This window comes from Arthrobacter sp. Z1-15 (assembly GCF_054792395.1).
The window spans coordinates 510890-531338 of sequence record NZ_CP096454.1; the positions used below are offsets into that span (position 1 = coordinate 510890).

Here is a 20449-nt window from a genome sequence, read left to right on the forward strand (position 1 = left end):
CGACCCGGCGCCAAAACGGACGGATCAGCCGCGTCGCCTGCGGCGGATTCCGTCAATTACCAGGCCTGCCATCAGGAGGAACGCCACAGGGAGGGCGTAAAAGGCACCCGCGGCGTAACCGGGCCAGATGCTTTCCGACCGCAGCCCGGAGAGCACAACCACCGCCAGGCAGAGCAGTCCCACTACTGCAAGCAGGGCAGCTGCGCCGATGAGGATCCGGCGCCACCGCGGCCCCTCGGGCGCCGTTCGGTGCGGTGTCCGGCCGGCGGAAGGTGTGCTGGTGTCCATGGCGCTTAACGCTAACAGCGGAAATGACCGGGTCCAAAGGCTCGGGCACCGGGGAGGAATACCGGGGCGGGATATTCTAAAGGGAACAGACTTCCCCGTAGGATCTCTCCCGTAGTATCTGGATGGACAGTATCTGGATGCACCTGGTATCTCAGGGAGTACCCGGGCCGTGCATTCCGGCACACGGCAGGCACTGCGGGTTGCGGAACACTGCGGCAGTTACTACTGCCGCACTCAACAGCTAAGAACGAGGTAACCGAAGTGCCCATCGGCAAGGTCAAGTGGTTCGACACTGGTAAAGGTTTTGGGTTTCTGGCCACGGACGAGGGGCAGGAAGTGTTCCTGCACGCCTCGGCCCTTCCCTCCGGTGTGACCGAGGTGAAGCCGGGGACCCGGATGGAGTTCGGCGTTGCCGACGGCCGCCGGGGGCCGCAGGCCCTCTCGGCCCGCATCCTGGAAGCCCCGCCGTCGGTGGCGCGGGCGACGCGCAAAAGTGCCGATGACATGGCAGTCATTACCGAAGACCTTATTAAACTGTTGGATGCAGTCTCGAACGGCCTGCGCAAGGGCCGGTATCCCGACAAGAAGCATGCCACCAAGGTGGCGGCCGTCCTGCGTGCCGTCGCCGATGATCTGGACGTATAAGGCGGAGTCGCTGCATGACCATGAGCGCAACATCATCTTCCGAAGCTGCTGCTGAACAACCCACCCCGGCAGAATCGTCCGGCGGGTCCGCCGGCGCTCCCGCTGCCAAGGCACGGCGCACGCCGCGCCGTCCGTCCAAGCCCGACGCCGTACTGGCGGCCGCCGTCGATACTGCCCGGGCAGGACTTCTCGAAGTAGTTCCGGCCGAGCAGATCGGTGCCTACGCGGGTGCCGCTGCGGATGCCGAACGCCTGGTCACCCACCGGTTCGAGGCACTTCGTCCCGGATACAACGGGTGGCAGTGGTACGCCACGGTGGCCCGGGTGCCGCGCGGCAAGGCGGCAACGGTCTGTGAAGTCGGCCTGCTCCCCTCCGAAAACGCTGTTCTCGCTCCCGAGTGGGTGCCGTGGTCGGAGCGGGTCCGGCCCGAGGACGTCGCGGCGGAGGAAGCCGCCCAAGCACAGGAACAGGCAAACGCCCTGGCCCGCGCCGAAGCTGAAGCCGGCACCGACGACGACGACGACGACGCCGGGCAGTCCGGGACGGCACAGCAGGAGGACAGGACTCAGGAGGACAGGTAGGGCAGTGCCGGGGGCAGGGGTTTTCCAGTTGTTCATGGATCGGCGGTGAGCCGTGTTCCGTTCGCTTAGGCTCTTCAACTACCGCATTTGGTTTCTGGGAGCGCTGGTGTCCAACATCGGCACCTGGATGCAGCGGACTGCCCAGGACTGGCTCGTTTATGACATCCTGACCAACCAGGATGCAGCGGCGATGGGAATCGTCATGGCGCTGCAGCTTGGCCCGCAGCTGCTGCTGGCGCCGTGGGCAGGGCTGATTGCCGACACATACAACCGCCGCAAGGTCCTGCTTTTCACGCAGGTGGCCATGGCTGCGCTGGGTCTCGGCCTGGGCGTCCTGGTGCTTTCCGGCGGGGCCCAGCTATGGCACGTGTACGCCTTTGCGCTGGCGCTGGGCGTGGTTTCCGCCGTCGACGCGCCGGCACGGCAGAGTTTCGTCTCGGAAGTCGTCGGAGAAACCGACCTGCCCAACGCCGTCGCCCTGAACAGCGCCTCCTTTAACGGCGCCCGCCTGATCGGCCCGGCTGCGGCCGGCCTGCTCACGGTCGCCGTGGGGCCCGGCTGGGTTTTCCTTATTAATACGTTCACCTTTGGCGCGATGGTCCTGGCCCTGCTCAAGATGCGCAGCAGCGAACTGCGGGTCCTGCCCAAGGCAGCTCCGGGGAAAGGCCGCATCAGGGCAGGACTTCGGTATGTCCGCCGCCGGCCGGACCTGATGATGGTGATGCTGGCCATTTTTATCGTCGGCACGTTCGGGCTGAACTTCGCGGTCTACATTGCGGCAATGGCCCGAACCGAGTTCGGGCAGGACGCCGGAGTTTTTGGGCTGCTGAACTCGGTGATGGCGGTTGGGTCCGTGGCCGGAGCGCTGCTTTCGGCTCGGAGGGACAAACCCCGGCTGCGGTTCATCTTCGGGGCCGCCGGGGCTTTCGGCGCGGCCTGTCTGGTAGCCGCTGCCTCGCCGACGCTGCTGTGGTTTGCGGTCTCGCTGATTCCGGTCGGGCTGTTCGCCCTGACTTTGATGACCAGCGCCAACGCCTATGTCCAGACGACCACCACCCCCGTGATGCGCGGGCGGGTGATGGCCCTGTACTTCGCCATCTTTATGGGCGGCACACCCCTGGGCGCCCCGCTGGTGGGGTGGGTTTCCAACAGCTTCGGCCCGCGCTGGAGCCTGGGCGTTGCTGCTGCTTCGGGGATCATCACTGCAGTCGTGGGGTTCATCTGGGCCTGGCGGTCCCACCACCTGCGCATCTCCTACGACCGCGCGCGGCCCCGGCGGCTGCACCTGTCCACCAGTGAAACGGAGCAGGACCCGGACACTGTGTAGCGTCCGGATCCCGCGGATCCTGCAGGCCGGAGCCGGGCCCGCGACAGCGGACCGCGGCGCGGCTAGGAGTTTTCGATAACGAAGTCGATGCAGCGGAGCAATGCGCTCACGTCGTCGGGCTCAATCGCCACGAAAGTGGCAATGCGCAGCTGGTTGCGGCCGAGCTTGCGGTACGGTTCCACATCCACGACGCCGTTGGCGCGCAGGGTTTTCGCGACGGCGGCGGCATCGATGCTCTCGTCAAAGTCAATGGTGGCGATGACGTTGGACCGGTCTTCGGGGCGGGCCACAAACGGTGTGGCCACCGGTGACGCCTCAGCCCAGGAGTAGATCCTGGCGGCGGAGTCCGCCGTGCGGCCGGCGGCGAAGGCCAGGCCGCCGTTCGCATTCAGCCATTCAACCTGCGCGTTGAGGGTCACCAGGGTGGCCAGGGACGGCGTGTTGTACGTCTGGTTCAGCCTCGAGTTGTCGATGGCTGTCTGGAGGTTAAGGAAGTCCGGGATCCACCGGTCCGAGGAATTGATCCGCGCGGCACGTTCCAGGGCGGCGGGGGAGAACATGCCCAGCCACAGGCCCCCGTCGGAGGCGAAGTTCTTTTGCGGCGCGAAGTAGTAGACATCGGATTCGGCGAGGTCCACGTCCAGTCCGCCCGCAGCGGAGGTGGCATCGACCAGGATCAGGGCGCCGTCGTCGGCCCCTTCCACGCGGCGCACCGGCGCGGCGACACCTGTGGAGGTCTCGTTCTGCGGCCAGGCGTAGACATCGACGCCGGCTTCGGCCGCCGGATCCGGGCGCGTGCCGGGCTCGGCCTTCATGATGGAGGAAGCCGCCAGGAAGGGCGCCTTATTGGTGGCGGCTGCGAACTTGGAACCGAACTCGCCGAAGGACAGGTGCTGGGCCTTGTTGTCCACCAGGCCGAAGGAAGCCACGTCCCAGAAAGCAGTGGAGCCGCCGACGCCCAGCACGACCTCATAGCCCTCGGGAGCGCGGAACAGGCTCGAGAGTCCCTCTCGGATGCTGCCGACCAGGTTCCGGACGGGAGCCTGCCGGTGCGAAGTGCCCAGCAGGTTGGCTCCGGCGCGTGCCAGGGCCTCCATTTGCTCCGGACGCACCTTGGAGGGGCCGGCTCCGAACCGGCCGTCCAGTGGAAGGAGTTCAGCGGGGATCTTAAGCGCGGCGGTTTCGCCCATGGGTAATCGCTCCAAGCGGTAGGCAGGGTGCTCTGATGTGCCTTTCCATTCTGCCCCACCGGCCGGTTTCCCAGCCATTCGTGACCGACGGTTGCGGGCGGTCCAGCGGTGGGCGGAATTATCTGCACTCTGTACAAATAAGCTAACGTAAGGGGCAATAATGACCTCCGGCGGCGGTGTCCGCCGTTGTTCTCCTGAATCTTTCGCACGAGTAATCTTCCGCACGAGTAATAGGAGCGGCCTGTCATGACGGACCTCATCGACACAACTGAGATGTATCTGCGCACCATCCTTGAGCTCGAGGAAGAGAACATTGTCGCTCTCCGGGCCCGGATCGCGGAACGGCTGCGGCACTCCGGGCCAACGGTGTCCCAGACCATCGGCCGGATGGAACGGGACGGGCTCGTGGTGGTTTCCGGCAACCGGCATCTGGAGCTCACCGAGCTGGGCCGGCGGCGCGCCACCGAGGTGATGCGCAAGCACCGGCTGGCTGAACGGCTCCTTGCGGACGTGATCGGCCTGGACTGGGCCTATGTCCACGACGAGGCCTGCCGGTGGGAACACGTCATGAGCGAGCGGGTTGAACGCCGGCTCTATGAACTGCTGGGACACCCCACCGAATCTCCGTACGGCAATCCCATCCCGGGACTGGAAGGAATCGGCGGCACGGCCGCCGAGCTGTTCCACCACGGGGTCACAAACCTCGTTGCCGCAGTGGCCGCCGCCGAGCCCGGAACCAAGCTGACGCTGGTCCGGCTGGCCGAGCCGGTGCAGGTGGAACCGGAGCTGCTGACCCAGCTGGACGAGGCAGGGCTGCGCCCCGGGGCCGAGCTCACGGCCGAGGTGGTGGCGGGCTACATATCGGTGCGGGTGCCGGGCATCGAAGGAGCCCTGGAGCTTCCTCCAGAGGTCGCCTCACACGTGTTTGTGTCCACCGCCGGATAACGGAATGGTCTCTTTTGGCCGCCGTCCCTTATAGTGACTTACTGACGTTGAAATAGCACCGTTATCCGGGCCTTCCGCCGAACCCTGCCACTGGCCCGGAACTACAGACCGTTCAGGCAGGGGCGGAGGACCCATCAACTGGCAGCCGAGGCTGCCTTGGGGTGAAGCCTCCAGCATCAGCACACAGCCGCTTACAGGCGCACTGTGCCGAGTGTGGGGCCGAGTTTCTCTACTCGAATCCGACAGCTAACTTCGCAGGCATATGAGAGAGGTATATCTTGTCGAAGCACGCTGCCCCGGGCAGACGCCGCGCGTCTGCTCCGGCTACCGCCCCGCGTCCCCGGAACGGACAGGCCTCAGGCCGCCGCCGGGCTGAAACCAAATCGAACTCCATCGGTGATGCAGCACAGAAGGTCGCCATCACCGCAGCAACATCGGGCCTGATCCTTACCGTGGCCCTTCCCACCACCGCAGCCGTCAGCGAGCCAGTCCAGGAGATGCAGCCTGCCGCCGTCGAGGAAGCTGTAGTGGTTTCCGCTGATCCCAACGCCAGCGTTGACTTCGAGCGCGCTGCGCTGAGCAGCAAGTTTGATCCGGATGCGAAGCTGCGCCAAGTAGTGGTGGCCTCGGGCACGGAGATAGCCGCAGGTGCCGCGAAGGGTACTCTTGCCACTCCGCTGGCTGCGGACCTGGTTCAAACCTCCGGTTTCGGCTACCGGGTCAGCCCCATCACCGGCAGCGCCGGGGAGCTGCACCGCGGCCAGGACTTCGCAGCAGCCTGCGGCACCGATGTCACCGCTGCCGCTTCCGGCACCGTTACCTTCGCCGGCTGGCACGCCGGCGGGGGCGGTAACCGGATCGTCGTGGATCACGGCAACGGCGTGGAGACCACCTACAACCACATGTCCAACCTCGCGGTGGGTGTGGGAGCGAGCGTGGAACGCGGAGACCTGGTTGGTGCCAGCGGCACCACAGGCGCCTCCACAGGCTGCCATCTGCACTTCGAGGTCATGGTTAACGGGGAAGTTGTCGATCCGCTCGGTTGGTTGTGACCGCAGGATAACCATTCCGTGACCGGAACGTGACATTAAGCAAATGTTGTTGTACGCTCTTCCTCGTGCCTGATCGGCCAAAGATCGGGCACTCTCGAACAGATCGCCGAGCTCTGCCACTGTTTGAGATCCGTTCGCTACATCGCATGGCAGAGGCGGGGGAACCACATTCGGGTTTCGCAAGAAGCCCTAGGGGTTAAGTTGCACGGGCCTTACGGTCCAGCAGCCGGGTGACTCCCATCCGAATCCGACAGCTCACCTCGTAGGCATTGGGAGAGGCAAACTTGTGTCATCAGTAGCTCACGGCCGCCGTCGCGCGGTCACCACTCAGACGAGCCCGATTTCAGCACTATCCCGGGCCGTTACCTCCAACGCTGGATCCATTGGCCGCCAGGCCGCCGTCGTCGTCGCCGCTTCCGGCCTCGTCCTCGCAGCGGGCCTGCCCGCCCAGGCAGCCGTCAGCACCGAACGCCAGGCCCTCGAAGCCACTCCGCTCAGCGCAGTCACCTCCACCGGAGCCGTTTCGGTGTCGGCACAGGCGCCGTTCGAACTGGCAACGCTTCAGTCCGTTTCCTCTGTTTCCGGTGCGGACTACCGCGCACAGGTTGCAGCTGAGGAAGCCGCTGCCGCCGCCGCCGCAGTTGCCCAGGAGCAGGCTGCCGCTCAGGCCCAGCAGGCCAAGCAGGCTGCTGCCGTACAGACCCAGCAGGCCGCCGTGAGCAGCAACGTCTACACCGCGCCCGCTGCAGCCCCCGCAGCCAACACGCCCGCACCGGCAGCACCCGCTCCGGCTCCGGCTCCGGCACCCGCTGCCAGCGGCGTTGGCGCAGCCCTCGTGGCTTCCGCCTACGGCCAGATCGGCGTCGCCCAGGACTGCACCGCCATGGTCGAGAAGGCACTGCGTTCCATCGGCAAGTCGGTTGGCGACCTCGCACCGGCACAGTTCTACGCCTACGGCTCCGTTGTCGGCTCGCCTGAGCCCGGCGACCTCGTCATCACTGCCGGCCACGTAGCCATTTACGTGGGCAACGGCCAGGTCATCAGCGGCGGCTTCAACGGTATGAACACCGTTCTGCACCCGCTCTCCTACCTGGGCGGCGCAAGCTTCGTCCGCGTCAGCTAAGCGCAGCTGCCAGATAACGGAGATTGCACCAACATGTCATCAACACTTGAGCGCGCCCGCCACCGGGCGCCGGTAGAACGCACCGCACCGCTGACGGCGCTGGCCCAGGCCGTAACCGCCAACGCCGGAACCGTAGGACGCCAGGCAGCTGTCGTTGTCGCCGCATCAGGACTTGTCCTGAGCACCGGCGTCGCGGCTAACGCCTCCGGATCCGAACTGGCTCGCGACGTCCAGACCAGCACCCTCGATCTGACTGCTGCCGCGCCGCTGACGGTGCCCCACACCGCCACGGTGAACTTCGACCGCCCCGCAGCGGCCGGCGTTATCCAGGCACCTGTTGCTGCACCGCAGCCGGAAATTGCAGTGCAGGCACAGAGCGGCGCAGAGCTGGACGCAGCAACACAGCAGACCGCAGCCCCGGCACTGGAATCGACGGAAGCCGCTGTGGCACCCGCCGCATCCGGCGCTGTGGCACCCGCCGCATCCGGCGCTGCTGCACAGGAAGCCCCCGCCGCTTCCTCGGGGACGGCTGCGATCATTGCCGCAGCGGCCTACGCGCAGCTTGGCGTCTCGCAGGACTGCACCATGCTGGCGACAAACTCGCTTGCTGCAGCCGGCATCAGCTTCCACGACTGGCCTGCAGGCTACCTGTCCCTGGGCAGCACCGTGAGCGCTTCTCAGGCCGTCCCGGGCGACCTGATCTACTACGCCGACGGCGGCATGGGCATGGCCCACATCGCTGTCTACATCGGTAACGGCCAGGCGATCCACGGTGGTTTCAACGGCAATTCGACTGTCGTAGCACCGGCCGAGCTGGGCTCCGGAGGCGTATACATCCGGGTCGGATAGGCACTCCGCCACCAGCTGTACCGCCGGTTCCATCACCGGCCGTCAAGGGTTCTTCCTTCGGGGAGGGCCCTTGAGCCGTTTAAGCCCCGTACTGCCGCGGGAAATGGCCAAGACCCGGATCGGGGCATACTCTTTTCCATATCATCCGAAGTATCGTCCTCCTCCGTCGGTGGACTGCTCCGCCGACGGACCGGCATGCGAAGAGGAATTGCATGCGCACTCTCGTTTTGAATGCCGGCTACGAGCCGCTGGCGGTAGTGAGCTTCCGCCGGGCACTGGTGCTGGTGCTTTCCGGCAAAGCCAGCGTTGTCGCGGAGAGCGGCGACCCGGTGGTGGGCCCCACTGAAATCCTTCCCCGGCCCTCCGTGATCCTGCTGCACCGGTATGTGAAGATCCCGTATCGGGAAGGCACGGCGGCAACCCGGCGCGGGGTCCTGCGGCGCGACGGTCACCAGTGCGCCTACTGCGGGAAAGCCGCCTCGACAGTGGACCATGTCCTGCCCAAGTCACGAGGGGGAGGGGACAGCTGGGAGAACATGGTCGCCTGCTGCCTGCGCTGCAACAATGCCAAGGGCGACCGGACACTCAGCCAGATGGGGTGGCAGCTGAGGTTCCGGCCCCAGCCTCCGCGGGGCGCGAGATGGCAAATCCGTGAACTTGAACGTCCGGCGCCGCAGTGGAACCAGTTCCTGGACGCCGGCACAGCAGCCTGATGCCTGACGCCAACGGGGAATTGCCCCGCTTCAACGCCATTATCCTGGCCGGCGGAAGGTCTTCGCGGCTGGACGGGACGCCCAAAGCGCTGCTGCAGGTGTCCGGCCGTACCTTGCTGGGCGTTGCCCTGGATGCTGCGGCTGCGGCTTCAGCGGTAGCCGTCGCCGGTCCCGAGAGCCTGTCCGCGGCTGTCGCCGGCGCCGGTGCGGACGCCCTGCTGGTGCGGGAGGACCCGCCGTTCTCCGGGCCGGCGGCAGCGGTGGCAGCAGCCTCGACTGCGCTGTCGGCGCTTGATGCCCGCATCGGCAGGCCGCCGCCGGGCTGGACACTGGTTCTTGCCTGCGACATGCCGTTCATCGGTGCCGCTGTCGGTACGCTGCTGGCTGCCGCGGCCGCCGATTCCCAGGGCTGCGCAACGGAGGGAGAGCAACCCCGGTCACTGATGGCGGTTGACGAATCCGGCCGGGCGCAGCCGTTGGCCGCACTGTATCTGACCGCTGATTTGGGTGCGGCGGTACGGCAGCACGACAGGCCTGGCGGGCTGGAAAATCTCTCGATGAAGAGGCTCCTTGCTAGGGTGCAGAGGAGGGACGTTGCGGTGCCCGCCCACAGCACGGCTGATATCGACACGTGGGAGGACGCCCGGCGATGGTCGGTGGAAACCGGCCGCCCCGCAGACATCTAAGGCCCGGCGTGTGGGAGAAGGCCAGCTTAAGGAGCAGGGAATGGCAAGCCAGGAAGAACAACTCGAAGCGTGGTGCGGCCGGTTGCTGACCGCCTTGGAGCTGGAAGGAACCGCGGTGGACGTCGACGCAGTGCTGCAGTTGGCATCCGCCGCCGCGCACTCGGTGGTCCGTCCCGCTGCTCCGCTGACTACCTTTGTGGCCGGATTCGCGGCAGGATTGGCGGCGGGCAGCGGACAGGCAGACGACGCCGTCGCCATGGGCGCAGCAATGCGCGTGGCGGCACGCGAATGCAAGAACTACGGCGAAACCGGAGACTTCAATGACAACTGACAATTCCACTCCCGTGATACTTCCGCTGCAGCCCAACTCGCCCTGGGCGCAGGCGCGCAGCCTGGCTTTCTCGGCGGGCCGGCCGCTGCCCTATGAAACTGTTCCCCTGGCCGAAGCACTGGGACAGGTGCTGGCCGAGGACATCACCGCCCTGCAGCCGGTCCCGCACTATGCCTCGTCCGCGATGGACGGCTGGGCCGTGGCCGGTGCCCCGCCGTGGCGGCTGGTGACGCATCAGGAACCCAAGACGGAACGGTGGCAGATCCACAAGGAGTCCGGACGCCGGCCGCTGCAGCCGGGTCAGGCCGTCGCCATCCTGACCGGCGGCGTGATTCCCGCCGGAGCGCACAGCGTGCTGCGCTCGGAAAGCGGGATCCTCTCCGGAGGAGACAGCCCGGTGCTGTCCCTCAGCGAATCTGCCCGCAGCGATGAGCCCCGGACCGGCGAACACATCCGTCCCGCCGGGGAAGAGGCAGCAGCCGGGGAAGTGACGATCAGGCGCGGCACACTGCTGAATCCTGCGCACATCGCCCTGGCCGCAGTGTGCGGGCACGACACCCTGCCGGTGCTCCGTGCGCCGCGCGTGTCGCTTTTGCTCACCGGTGATGAGGTCATTGAGTACGGTATCCCGGAATCCGGCCAGGTCAGGGATACCTTCGGGCCGCAGCTGCCGCAGCTGGTCACGATGCTGGGCGGCCGGATGGACGTCGTCAGGCGCCTGTCCGACCGCTACGAGGACGTGGTGGCCGCCCTGAGCACCGATGCCACGGATGAAACGTCCATCGCCATGTCCTCCGGCGACGTCCTCATCACCACAGGCGGCACCGGCAGATCCGAGGCGGACCACCTCCGGCAGGCACTGGAGGACATGGACGCGGAAATGCTGATCAACGGCATCGCCATGCGCCCGGGCCATCCCACCATGCTGGCGCGGCTTCCGGACGGACGGCTGCTCGTAGCCCTGCCCGGAAATCCGCTCGCCGCAATGATGGCGGTGTTCACTGTGCTGTCACCGCTTCTGGACGGGCTGCGGGGTGCGCCCCTGTCGCCGGAACGGCACGTCCTGGCGGGCGTGGACATTGAGCCGCTGCCGGGACGGACCCGTCTGGTGCCCTGCCGGATTGAAAACGGGCGGGCGCTGCCCTCACCCTATTTCCGGTCAGGAATGCTGCGCGGCATTGCTGATGCCGATGCGATCATGGTGGTACCCGACGCCGGGTGCACCAAGGACGAGGCAGTCACTGCGTTGCCGCTGCCCTGGACCGTCAACGAACCTCCGGCACACTAAGCAGTCACCGGGGATGGTGCAGGCCCGAGCACTGGGTTTAAATGGGGCCAGGGGCACATGAGGAACGGCGGTTAAGGAGACGGAATGGGACGGGTTACCCGGCGCGCGCACATCACGAAGTTCCGCACGGACGGAACAGTCACCAAGCGCGAAGACGTGCTGGCAGGCGAGGAGCCTTTGGAGATCCGTGTCGGCGGCCGCTCCTTTACTGTCACCATGAGGACACCCGGTGACGATTTTGACCTCGTCGCCGGGTTCCTCGTCTCGGAAGGCATCATCTGGGACCCGGGACAGCTGATCAGCCTGCGCTACTGCGCAGGCGTCGACGAGTCCGGACAGCAGACCTTCAACGTGGTGGACGTGCAGCTGCGGCCGGGAACGGCGCCTCCGGACACATCCATGGAACGGCACGTCTACACGTCCAGCTCCTGCGGCATCTGCGGCACGGCGTCCATTGAAGCGGTGCGCAAGTCATCACACTTCTCCCTGGGGGAGGACGACGTGCGGGTCCCCCTTTCGGTGCTGGCGGGACTCCCGGAGAAACTGCGCCGGAAGCAGACGGTGTTTGACCGCACAGGCGGTGTCCATGCGGCGGGGCTGTTCAGTGCCGACGGGGAGCTGCTGTGCCTGCGGGAAGACGTCGGACGCCACAATGCCGTGGACAAAGTGGTGGGCTGGGCCCTGCGCGCCGGGATGCTGCCGCTGCGCGGAACGGTCCTGCAGGTCTCCGGGCGTGCGTCCTTCGAGCTGGTGCAAAAGGCCCAGCTTGCCGGCATTCCCGTGCTGGCCGCGGTCAGCGCGCCGTCGTCGTTGTCAGTGGAGCTGGCGGCGGACGCCGGAATGACGCTGGTGGGCTTCAGCCGCGGATCCTCGCTGAACTGTTATGCGTTTCCGGAACGGATTTCCGTCTGAGCCGCCTGCAGCCCAAGCCCTGCTAGCGCTGTGCCGGAACCTGCACCGTGACCGTGGTGCCCCGGCCCATCACGGAATTGATGTCGAGTTCTCCGCCGTGCTGAAGAACGATGTCCTGTACGATCGCCAGTCCGAGGCCGGTGCCGGGAATCGCGGCAGCCGTGGCATTGGAGGCCCGGAAGAACCGCCGGAACAGCTTCGGAATGTCCGCCTCCGGAATTCCGATGCCGGTGTCGGCTATCTTGACCCGGATTTGCGGTCCGGAATCCGTGCTGACCGCGTCAGCGAGCACATCCACGGTTCCGCCCGGGGGAGTGAACTTTACTGCGTTGGAAATCAGGTTCGTGAAGACCTGTTCCAGCTGAGCCTTGTCCCCCTCGACGAGGAGCGGCACCGTCACCGGCCCCAGTGCGAGCGTGATCTCGTTCGCTGCCGCGGCCGGCGCCAAAGCCGCTGCCACCGCTCCCAGCAAAGCGGCCACATCGATTTCTTCGACGGCACGGCTGGCACGCGCGTCGCTTCGGGAGATCGTCAGCAAGTCCGATATGAGCTGGTTCAGCCGCGCTGCGTTGCGTCCCACGATGTCCAGCATCTCGACCATGTGCGGGGGAACCTCACCGGCGGAACCGTCAAGGATCAGCTCAAGGTAGCCGGTGATAGAGGTCAGCGGCGTCCGCAGTTCATGGTTCACCGTGGCCACAAAATCGGTTTTCGCCTGGTCCAGCTCCCGTAACCGGGACAGCACCTCCCGCTGCGCCGTAATGAGGTGTCCCTGCACCAACCCGTGGGCAAGGTTTCCGCAGACATGCTGGATCAGGGACAGCTCAGTCCTGCTCCAGTGCCGCGCGCCTGTTGTTCCCGCGATCCAGATATAGCCGAGCACCTGGTCCCCGTGGGCCAGCGGTGCGAATACGGAGGTGGTCAGCGGTGCCGGGGCAGCAACCGTCAGGACCCTGCTGTCCGGATCGTCGGGGCTGTGGTGGTCCTCCACCACCAGGACGGTCTCCCGCTCCCAGAGCGATGCGCACAGGTGGAGCGCTTCCTCCGGGGGAACCGGCAGAAGGTCCTCCGCCGGACGGGCCCGGTTCCAGGCGGCAGACAGCTGGGGAACCCGCTCCCCGGCGAACGTTTCCAGCCGGACGTGGCAGGCGTTGAAGGTGCGGCCGAGGCCGCGCACCACGAGGGCAGCCATGCGTTCCGGGTCATTGGTGCCGCGCAGTGCAGCAGAGATGGCACGGGTGTCGTCCCGCAGCCGGGCGGCCGCTACCTTGCGCCGCCTGGTGGCGCGGCTGCGGGCGAGGACCAGCGCCACCCGCGCGGCCAGATCAGTTTCCTGCACCTGGCCGGCAACGAAGTCGGTAATGCCGAAACGGACCATCGCCTCAATGTCCAGGTCCTGGGCACCGGACAACAGAATGACCGGGAGGCCGGCGACGGAAGGCTCCTGCCGAAGGCGGCGGAGCTGGTCCGGCAGTGCGGTGCGCAGCATCGCCGAATCCACCACGCCCAGAACGACGTCGTGGTCCCGCATCGCCCGTATGGCCGCCGAATCGCCGTCGACGTGCAGCGTTTGCAGGCCTGCCGCGCGCAGCACGGTGTCGGCGGCGGCCCTCAATTCCCCGGTGCGCACCCCCACCACGGCATACTGCACGTCGGCGTCACCGGACGCAGCATGCAGTGGTTGAAGCACCGTGGGCATGGAAGCCTTCCTCGTCTGCCGGCAACCCGGGAGAGGGTGCAGCGAATGGAAGTGTACCAGCGGACCCGCCGGTGGATGTGGTGGCCGGCACATCCGCCGTCCGCTGTTGAAGGGCGCAGGGCGGCGCCGCGTCCGGCCGGTGTCCGCCGCAGGCCCCGCAGCCGATGCCGCAAACCTGCCACAGGCCCGGCCGCAGACCCCGCCGCAAACCGCGGCAGGAGCGGCGGGAATGGAGTGTCGGTGCCGAGGCTTAAACTGAAGAGTGCATACAACGGAGGCGGCAACATGAGCATGGAAGGCGCGGCGTGGAGTTCCCTTCATAAGATCTCCACAGCCAGGGGCAGCGACAACAAGATTTCCCGGGAGACGCTCCGGCGGATCATCACTTTCGCCTCTCCTTATAAGAAGCAGCTGATCGGCTTTGTGCTGCTGTCCACGCTGGGGGCTTTCCTGGCGGTGGCCACCCCGGTCCTGGCCGGTGAGGTCGTCAACGCCATAGTTGCAGGCTCGACTGCCGGCCTGGTCATCCGGCTTGCACTGCTGATTGCCGCAGTGGCCGTTGCGGACGCGGGAGTGTCGCTGGCGACGCGGTGGTTCTCCTCCCGGATCGGCGAACAGGTAATCCTGGACCTGCGTACGGCGGTGTTTGACCACGTGCAGAAAATGCCGATCGCGTTCTTCACCCGCACCCGCACCGGCGCCCTGGTCAGCCGCCTCAACAACGACGTCATCGGTGCGCAGCAGGCCTTCAGCGGAACCCTCTCCGGTGTGGTGAGCAACGTCGTCGCGCTGGTGCTGACCCTGATCGTCATGCTCAATACGTCCTGGCAGGTGACCGTGCTGGCCATGCTGCTGCTGCCGGTTTTCCTCATTCCGGCCCGCCGCATGGGCGGGAAGCTGGCGGGGCTGCGGCGCGAAGCCGCAAATCACAATGCCTCGATGGGAACGCAGATGACCGAGCGGTTCTCTGCGCCGGGGGCGACCCTGGTCAAACTGTTCGGCCGGCCCGAGCAGGAGTCGGAGGAGTTTGCCGTCCGTGCCGCCAGGGTCCGCGACATCGGCGTCAAGATGGCCATGATGCAGGCCGTGTTTGTCACGGCACTGACGCTGGTTTCGGCACTGGCCCTGGCGCTGGTCTACGGGCTGGGCGGATATCTGGCCCTCAGCGGGAGCCTGAACACCGGCGACGTCGTCACCCTGGCGCTTCTGCTGACCCGGCTTTACGCGCCGCTGACCTCGCTGGCGAACGCCCGCGTGGAAATCATGAGCGCAGTGGTGAGCTTTGAGCGGGTCTTCGAGATCCTGGACCTGAAGCCGCTGATCCGCGAAAAGGAGCATCCGGTGCCCGTTCCGGACGGTCCGCTGGGGGTGGAGTTCGACGACGTCCGGTTCGCGTATCCCACAGCCGACAAGGTTTCGCTGGCCTCGCTGGAGGATGTGGCAGTGCTGGATTCGCGCGGCGGCGAGGAAGTGCTGCACGGCATTTCGTTCCGGGTTGAACCGGGCCAGACCGTTGCCCTGGTGGGCACCTCCGGTGCGGGCAAGTCCACCATTGCCCAGCTGCTCTCCCGGCTGTACGACGTCGACTCCGGAGCGGTGCGCTTTTCCGGCACTGACGTGCGCGACGTCAGCTTCGCCGCAATGCGGCAGGCGCTGGGCATGGTGACCCAGGACGGGCACCTGTTCCACGAGAGCATCCGCTCCAACCTGCTGCTGGCAAATCCCGAAGCCACCGAGGAACAGGTCTGGGATGCGCTGCGCCGCGCCAGGCTGGAGGACCTGATCCGGTCCCTGCCCGACGGCCTGGAGACCATGGTGGGGGAGCGGGGCTACCGGCTGTCCGGCGGAGAACGGCAGCGGATGACCATTGCCCGGCTGCTGCTGGCCCAGCCGCGCATCGTAATCCTGGACGAGGCCACGGCCGCCCTGGACTCCACCTCTGAAGCCGCGGTTCAGGCAGCGCTGGGCGAGGCATTGGAAGGCCGGACGGCCGTCGTCATTGCCCACCGGCTTTCGACGATCCGCAATGCGGACAAGATCCTGGTCATCGAAGGCGGGCGGATCGCCGAGCAGGGAACCCATGCTGAGCTTCTGGAACTGGGCGGCCGGTATGCGGAGCTGCACGGCACGCAGTTTGCCGTGGAAACGGTCCCGGACGAGGATGCGGTCCGCGGTTAGCGGTGCGCGGCTAGCGATGCGCGGCCCTGACGCGGGCCGCCGAAACGTGTGTGGTGCCCCCGGCCGGAATCGAACCGACGACCTGCCCTTTAGGAGAGGGCCGCTCTATCCTACTGAGCTACGAGGGCGTGCCGCCGGGCTGGCCGGCAGGCGGTTATCAGCTTACCTGTTTCTGCGGTCCGCGTGCTGCACCCGTTACGGTGCGTGTTGATCCGTACCTGTGCCGGGAGCGGGGCGGGGGGCAGCCAGGGCCGCCTGATGCGCGGCGTAGGCCTGGCGCATGTCCTCCATGAACCGGCGTACGGTTTCGAGTTCTTCACTGGAGTATCGGCTCATGACCTCATCCGTCAGCGCTCCGAGAGGCCCGAAGTAGGCCGCGGCCAGCTGCATGGCCAGCGGCTCGAAGTGCAGGGTCACCTTCCGGCGATCGGCATGGCCGCGGTTGCGGTGAATGTGCCCGATTCGCTCCAGCCGGTCAATAACCGCCGTCGTCGCTCCCGTTGAGGTCCCCAGCATGGTGCTGAGCTGCCCGGCGGTCAGGGCTTCCCGTCGCGTTTCGGCTTCCATGATCATCGTGAGTGCGCGCATGTCCGTGGCGTTGAGGCCCTCCCGGTGCGCAAAAGTATCCGCGACACGCTGCCCGTCAAGGGCCATGCCGCGGATCGCGTTGACGATGTCCCGCCGCAGATCCTTCTGTTCCACCCTCTTATCGTAACTCTATGTTGAAGTATCTCTATAAGTGAGATACTTTTCCGAGGAGATACTTTTATTTTGCACCAGGAGCAGACATGTACGCAGGGATTGTGAAATCGGCCAAAACGGCCTGGATCACGCTGCTGCTGAGCCTTGCGGTCGTCATCGGCCTCTTTGCTTTGCCGGCGCAGGAGAACGAGGCGTCCACGGTGGGCGGGCTCGACGAGGAATATCAAACGACCCAGGTCAATGAACTCCTGGAAGAATTCCCCGACGCCCAGGAATCGACGGCACTGATCGTCGTATCCCGGGAAGACGGCGAGGCCATGACCGACGCCGATCAGGCCGCGATCGCGGACATCAACGCGGCAGCCACCGAGCTCGGGGCCGTGGGGCCCCCGCCGCAGGTGCCTCCGATTGTGTCCGAGAACAAGCTCGTCGCGTTGGTTCCGGTCACGCTGCAGGCGGCAGCCGACGACGGCGATGCCGTCTCGGCGGAGGTGGAAAGCCTCCGCGAGGGAATCTCCGAGGCGGCGCCCGCAGGGCTGACCGCGCAGCTGACCGGCGGAGCGGCGTTCACCGCGGACCTCGCCGGGGTATTCTCCGGCGCCAACTTCATCCTGCTCACCGTCACCGCCGGCGTCGTGGCACTGCTGCTGCTCATTACATACCGGTCACCCTGGCTGTGGCTTGTGCCGCTGGCGGTGGTGGCAACCATCGAACAGTCCGCCCTGAAGGTCGTTGACCTGCTGGCACCGGTGGTCGGCATTGACGTGGACCCGTCGGCGGTGGGGATCACCAGTGTGCTGGTCTTCGGTGCCGCCACCAACTATGCGCTGCTGCTGATCGCCCGCTACCGCGAAGAGCTCCGGATCCACGAGTCCAAGTACTCGGCCATGGGCAAGGCGCTGACCCGGACCAGGGAAGCCATTATCGCCTCCGGCGGTACCGTCATCCTGGCCCTCCTCGTGCTGCTCTTCACCGACACCATGAGCTACCGGGGCCTGGGCTTCTCAGCAGCCACCGGCATTGTCCTTGCCATTCTCAGTGCCCTCTTCATCCTGCCCGCGGCCCTGGTTCTGCTGGGACGGAAACTCTTCTGGCCGTTCGTGCCGAAGGTCGGCGATGCCGCCCGAGAAGGCAAGTTCTGGGGCAAGCTCGGCGAGGCTACGGCCCGTGCGCCCAAGCGCATTGCCGGTGCCGCCGTCGTCGTCCTGCTGGCCGCCGGCGGACTGCTGTTCAACGTGCAGATCGGCCTGAGCGAAAACGAGCAGTTCACCGAAAAGCCGCAGGCCGTTACGGCCGCCGAAACACTCGCTGAAGGTTTCCCCGCAGGATCCTCCTCGCCGGTGATCGTGCTGGTGAACTCCGACAGCGCCGATGCCGTAATCGAGGAAGTTTCGGCCCTGGAGAGCGTGTCCGGAGCCGAAGCGGCCTCCGAACACGACGGCCTGACACGCATTGACGTCATTGACACCTATGAACCGGGCACCGCCGAGTCCAACGACTTCATCGAAGAACTGCGCACGGATCTGGCCGCGAACCCGGAGTACGGCGCACTGGTCGGCGGCGAAGCAGCGGAACGGGTGGACCAGCTCGCTGCCAACCAGCACGACCTCACCCTGGTGGTGACCTCCGTGATCATCCTGGTGTTCCTGGTCCTGCTGGTGCTGCTGCGCAGCATCGTGGCGCCGGTGCTGCTGGTGGCCTCAGTGCTCCTGACCTTCGTTGCGAGCACCGGCATCAGCTGGTTCCTGTTTGTGAACGTGCTCGGCTTCCCGGCACTGGATACGCTCACGCTGCTGTACTCGTTCATCTTCCTGGTGGCCCTTGGCGTGGACTACAACATCTTCCTGACCACCCGGGCCCGGGAGAACGCCATGACCATGGGCACCAAGCAGGGCATGCTCAGCGCCCTGCGCTCCACCGGCGGCGTGATCACCAGCGCCGGCATCCTGCTGGCTGCAGTGTTCGCCGTCCTCGGCGTGCTGCCGCTGGTGACCCTGACCCAGGTGGGCATCACCGTGGCCATCGGTGTCCTGCTGGACACCCTGGTGGTTCGAACGGTCATTGTTCCCGCGCTGGCCTTCACCCTCGGCGAAAAGTTCTGGTGGCCGTCAAAGCCGGCCGGCCAGTCCGGAACCGGAGGCCGGCACGAGGCACAGCCGGGGAATGACTCGGGTCCGAACCTTGAGGGCGCACCGGTGGGCGCGCACCGCGCCAACGTGCGCTAGCCGTACAAGGACGGCTCGCTAACCTGAGTTTCACACCGAACAAACGAAAGGCCCCGCCGATCCGGCGGGGCCTTTCCGTTGTGCCCGTCTTTGGCCCTGCTCTAAGCAGGGAAACGTGTTAAGGAGCCTGCGGTCCGCGCTTGCCGAACACTGCAACGGCCGAGGCCAGCAGGCTTAGGGCGAAAAGCACCCAGCGGGCTATGGTCAGGGTGCTGGCGAGGGCAGCATCGCCGCTGGCCAACGTCTCCGAACCCAGGGCTGCATCAATAACGACGTTCTCCCACAGGTCAACGATCACGAAGAGGATCGGCGCGGCCCACAACACCCAGCGCTTCAACCGGCCGCGGGCATTCAAGCCGATGATCAGCAGCCACGTGAACCCGAACATGAGCGGAAATATGGTTCCGGCGGTCTTGTGCACGTAACTGAGCTGGCCCAGCGCATCCTCGTCCATGACCGAGCGCAGATCGTTCAGGTACTCCATGCTGTAACCGCCCACCAGCGAATCCGGCATGGACATGCCGTCCGCAAGCTGGGTCATTTGATTCAGCACCATCAGGTGCAGGTAGAAGAACATGAACAGCGTCGTGGCGACCGCCGCTATCAGGATCAGGTTTGCGTTGCTTTTGGCCTGCTGCGGTGAGCGCGGCATGGACTGGTTCGCTAGATGAGGGGGCAGAGCAGCCTTCTCGCCGTGCTTTGCCGCCCGCTGTGCCGGAGTTTTTCCCATACCTAAGAGTATCGCCGTACGCATCGGCAAGTTTGGAGCTGGGTGCTTCCCCTGTGGCAACGTTCGCCCGATAGGGTTGCTGCATGAGTGTTCATGCAGCAACTGACGATTTCACCCTTGCCGCAGAGCTGGTGCGCGACGCCGGTGCGCTGGCCCTGCGCATGCGCTCGCAGGGTTTGACCGCCACGGCCAAGACAACCGTGTCCGACGTCGTGACCGCCGCTGACCATGCCGCCGAGAAGCTGGTGGTGGACAGGCTCCGCAGGCTGCGTCCCGACGACGGGATCGTGGGCGAGGAGGGTGCCAGCGTGACGGGCACCTCCGGGCGGTCCTGGGTCATCGACCCGGTGGACGGCACCTACAACTTCTTCGCAGGCTCCACCTACTGGTGTTCGGCCATAGCCCTGAAAGTCGACGAACCCGAATCCCTGGACGGGGACCCCGAGGTGCTGCTGGGAGCCATCTACCAACCGCAGGAAGACCGGCTGTGGGTGGGCGGTGAAGGGCACCCGGCAACCCTTAACGGCTCGCCGCTCCCGCGGCTGGATGACGCACCCCTGGACCGGCTCAGCGCCGGAACCTACCTGCACCCCACCTGGCTGCTGCGGCCGGAAGTGGCCGGCCCCTGGACCGCCGCCGCCGCGCGGACCGCCACCATCCGCATGCTGGGCTCGGGCTCCTGCGATCTTGGCGGTGTCGCTTCCGGACGGCTGGGAGCCTGGTTCCAGCACAGCTGCCCGGAATGGGACTGGCTTCCGGGCAAGGCGATCGTGCGTGCAGCCGGCGGCAGTACTGCGGTCACCACGGTGCAGGGCTTCCGCTGGCACATCGCCGGGACTGCCTCCGCTGTCCGCGAAATCAGCGGCGCCCTGGCCTCCGTCTAGTCCGGGCCGCAGTCCGGCGGCAGGGCCTCCGTCCAGCCCTGTCCGGCCCGGGTCCGGTCCGGGGTGTGGACCGGCCGGAAAAGGTCAGCGGCAGCACCTAG

At 66.3% G+C, this 20449-nt stretch carries 20 protein-coding genes, 1 tRNA gene and 2 riboswitches; of the genes, 15 read left to right on the plus strand and 6 right to left on the minus strand.

What is annotated here, in order from left to right:
• Positions 1 to 24 precede the first annotated feature (24 nt).
• The gene (locus M1D40_RS02460) at positions 25 to 288 is read right to left on the minus strand and encodes a hypothetical protein (protein WP_341395679.1); all 264 of its coding nucleotides are present in this window, start codon (positions 286 to 288) and stop codon (positions 25 to 27) included.
• 261 nt (positions 289 to 549) lie between these two features.
• On the opposite strand from M1D40_RS02460, the gene M1D40_RS02465 reads away from it, so the two are divergent.
• The 3 genes from M1D40_RS02465 to M1D40_RS02475 are packed head-to-tail and all read left to right on the plus strand — an operon-like array spanning position 550 to position 2841.
• A complete protein-coding gene (locus M1D40_RS02465; RefSeq protein WP_284025269.1) occupies positions 550 to 933 on the plus strand; it encodes a cold-shock protein in 384 nt (127 codons plus the stop codon).
• 14 nt (positions 934 to 947) lie between these two features.
• On the plus strand, positions 948 to 1514 hold the full coding sequence (locus M1D40_RS02470) for a DUF3027 domain-containing protein (protein WP_461170081.1): 567 nt from the start codon (positions 948 to 950) through the stop codon (positions 1512 to 1514).
• Positions 1515 to 1566: 52 nt separating this feature from the next.
• On the plus strand, positions 1567 to 2841 hold the full coding sequence (locus M1D40_RS02475; RefSeq protein ID WP_461170082.1) for an MFS transporter: 1275 nt from the start codon (positions 1567 to 1569) through the stop codon (positions 2839 to 2841).
• A 62-nt stretch (positions 2842 to 2903) separates the two neighbouring features.
• Here M1D40_RS02475 and serC read toward each other — a convergent pair whose 3' ends face one another.
• Positions 2904 to 4031: a phosphoserine transaminase gene (gene serC / locus M1D40_RS02480; RefSeq protein ID WP_461170083.1), complete on the minus strand. Its 1128-nt coding sequence runs from the start codon at positions 4029 to 4031 to the stop codon at positions 2904 to 2906.
• Between the two features lie 246 nt (positions 4032 to 4277).
• On the opposite strand from serC, the gene M1D40_RS02485 reads away from it, so the two are divergent.
• The 9 genes from M1D40_RS02485 (at position 4278) to fdhD (ending at position 11930) form a co-directional block, all read left to right on the plus strand.
• Positions 4278 to 4976, plus strand: coding sequence for a metal-dependent transcriptional regulator (locus tag M1D40_RS02485; RefSeq protein ID WP_341395675.1), 699 nt, complete (start codon positions 4278 to 4280; stop codon positions 4974 to 4976).
• 65 nt (positions 4977 to 5041) lie between these two features.
• Positions 5042 to 5252: riboswitch (cyclic di-AMP (ydaO/yuaA leader) on the plus strand.
• Between the two features lie 2 nt (positions 5253 to 5254).
• A complete protein-coding gene (locus M1D40_RS02490) occupies positions 5255 to 6028 on the plus strand; it encodes a M23 family metallopeptidase (protein WP_341395674.1) in 774 nt (257 codons plus the stop codon).
• 125 nt (positions 6029 to 6153) lie between these two features.
• A riboswitch (cyclic di-AMP (ydaO/yuaA leader) is annotated at positions 6154 to 6311 on the plus strand.
• Positions 6312 to 6314: 3 nt separating this feature from the next.
• Positions 6315 to 7151, plus strand: a complete 837-nt coding sequence (locus M1D40_RS02495) for an NlpC/P60 family protein (protein WP_461170084.1) — start codon at positions 6315 to 6317, stop codon at positions 7149 to 7151.
• Positions 7152 to 7184: 33 nt separating this feature from the next.
• On the plus strand, positions 7185 to 8000 hold the full coding sequence (locus M1D40_RS02500; protein WP_461170085.1) for an NlpC/P60 family protein: 816 nt from the start codon (positions 7185 to 7187) through the stop codon (positions 7998 to 8000).
• 212 nt (positions 8001 to 8212) lie between these two features.
• Positions 8213 to 8713, plus strand: a complete 501-nt coding sequence (locus tag M1D40_RS02505) for an HNH endonuclease (protein WP_341395671.1) — start codon at positions 8213 to 8215, stop codon at positions 8711 to 8713.
• Positions 8713 to 9399, plus strand: a complete 687-nt coding sequence (gene mobA / locus M1D40_RS02510; RefSeq protein ID WP_461170086.1) for a molybdenum cofactor guanylyltransferase — start codon at positions 8713 to 8715, stop codon at positions 9397 to 9399. The genes M1D40_RS02505 and mobA overlap by 1 nt, the downstream gene beginning before the upstream one ends.
• Positions 9400 to 9439: 40 nt before the next feature.
• Positions 9440 to 9730, plus strand: coding sequence for a DUF6457 domain-containing protein (locus M1D40_RS02515; protein WP_341395669.1), 291 nt, complete (start codon positions 9440 to 9442; stop codon positions 9728 to 9730).
• A complete protein-coding gene (locus M1D40_RS02520) occupies positions 9720 to 11018 on the plus strand; it encodes a molybdopterin molybdotransferase MoeA (RefSeq protein WP_341395668.1) in 1299 nt (432 codons plus the stop codon). Before M1D40_RS02515 ends, M1D40_RS02520 begins: the two co-directional genes overlap by 11 nt.
• Before the next feature lie 84 nt (positions 11019 to 11102).
• Positions 11103 to 11930 carry a formate dehydrogenase accessory sulfurtransferase FdhD gene (fdhD, locus tag M1D40_RS02525; protein ID WP_341395667.1) on the plus strand — a complete coding sequence of 276 codons (828 nt, stop codon included), beginning with the start codon at positions 11103 to 11105 and terminating at the stop codon, positions 11928 to 11930.
• A gap of 22 nt (positions 11931 to 11952) precedes the next feature.
• Here fdhD and M1D40_RS02530 read toward each other — a convergent pair whose 3' ends face one another.
• Positions 11953 to 13629, minus strand: a complete 1677-nt coding sequence (locus tag M1D40_RS02530; RefSeq protein WP_461170087.1) for a sensor histidine kinase — start codon at positions 13627 to 13629, stop codon at positions 11953 to 11955.
• Between the two features lie 285 nt (positions 13630 to 13914).
• Between M1D40_RS02530 and M1D40_RS02535 the strand changes: the two genes are divergently transcribed.
• Complete coding sequence (locus tag M1D40_RS02535; RefSeq protein WP_341395665.1) at positions 13915 to 15807, plus strand: ABC transporter ATP-binding protein; 1893 nt, start codon at positions 13915 to 13917, stop codon at positions 15805 to 15807.
• Between the two features lie 51 nt (positions 15808 to 15858).
• Here the strand turns inward: M1D40_RS02535 and M1D40_RS02540 are convergent.
• Positions 15859 to 15935 (minus strand) — tRNA-Arg (locus tag M1D40_RS02540).
• A gap of 67 nt (positions 15936 to 16002) precedes the next feature.
• A complete protein-coding gene (locus tag M1D40_RS02545) occupies positions 16003 to 16509 on the minus strand; it encodes a MarR family winged helix-turn-helix transcriptional regulator (protein ID WP_461170088.1) in 507 nt (168 codons plus the stop codon).
• Between the two features lie 86 nt (positions 16510 to 16595).
• On the opposite strand from M1D40_RS02545, the gene M1D40_RS02550 reads away from it, so the two are divergent.
• Positions 16596 to 18734, plus strand: coding sequence for an MMPL family transporter (locus M1D40_RS02550; RefSeq protein ID WP_461170089.1), 2139 nt, complete (start codon positions 16596 to 16598; stop codon positions 18732 to 18734).
• Positions 18735 to 18852: 118 nt separating this feature from the next.
• Here M1D40_RS02550 and M1D40_RS02555 read toward each other — a convergent pair whose 3' ends face one another.
• Positions 18853 to 19386, minus strand: a complete 534-nt coding sequence (locus M1D40_RS02555) for a hypothetical protein (RefSeq protein WP_461170090.1) — start codon at positions 19384 to 19386, stop codon at positions 18853 to 18855.
• A gap of 161 nt (positions 19387 to 19547) precedes the next feature.
• Here M1D40_RS02555 and M1D40_RS02560 point away from each other — a divergent pair, with 161 nt between their 5' ends.
• Entirely contained in the window at positions 19548 to 20348 is an 801-nt protein-coding gene (locus M1D40_RS02560; RefSeq protein WP_461170091.1) for an inositol monophosphatase family protein, read from the plus strand.
• Positions 20349 to 20449: the final 101 nt, after the last annotated feature.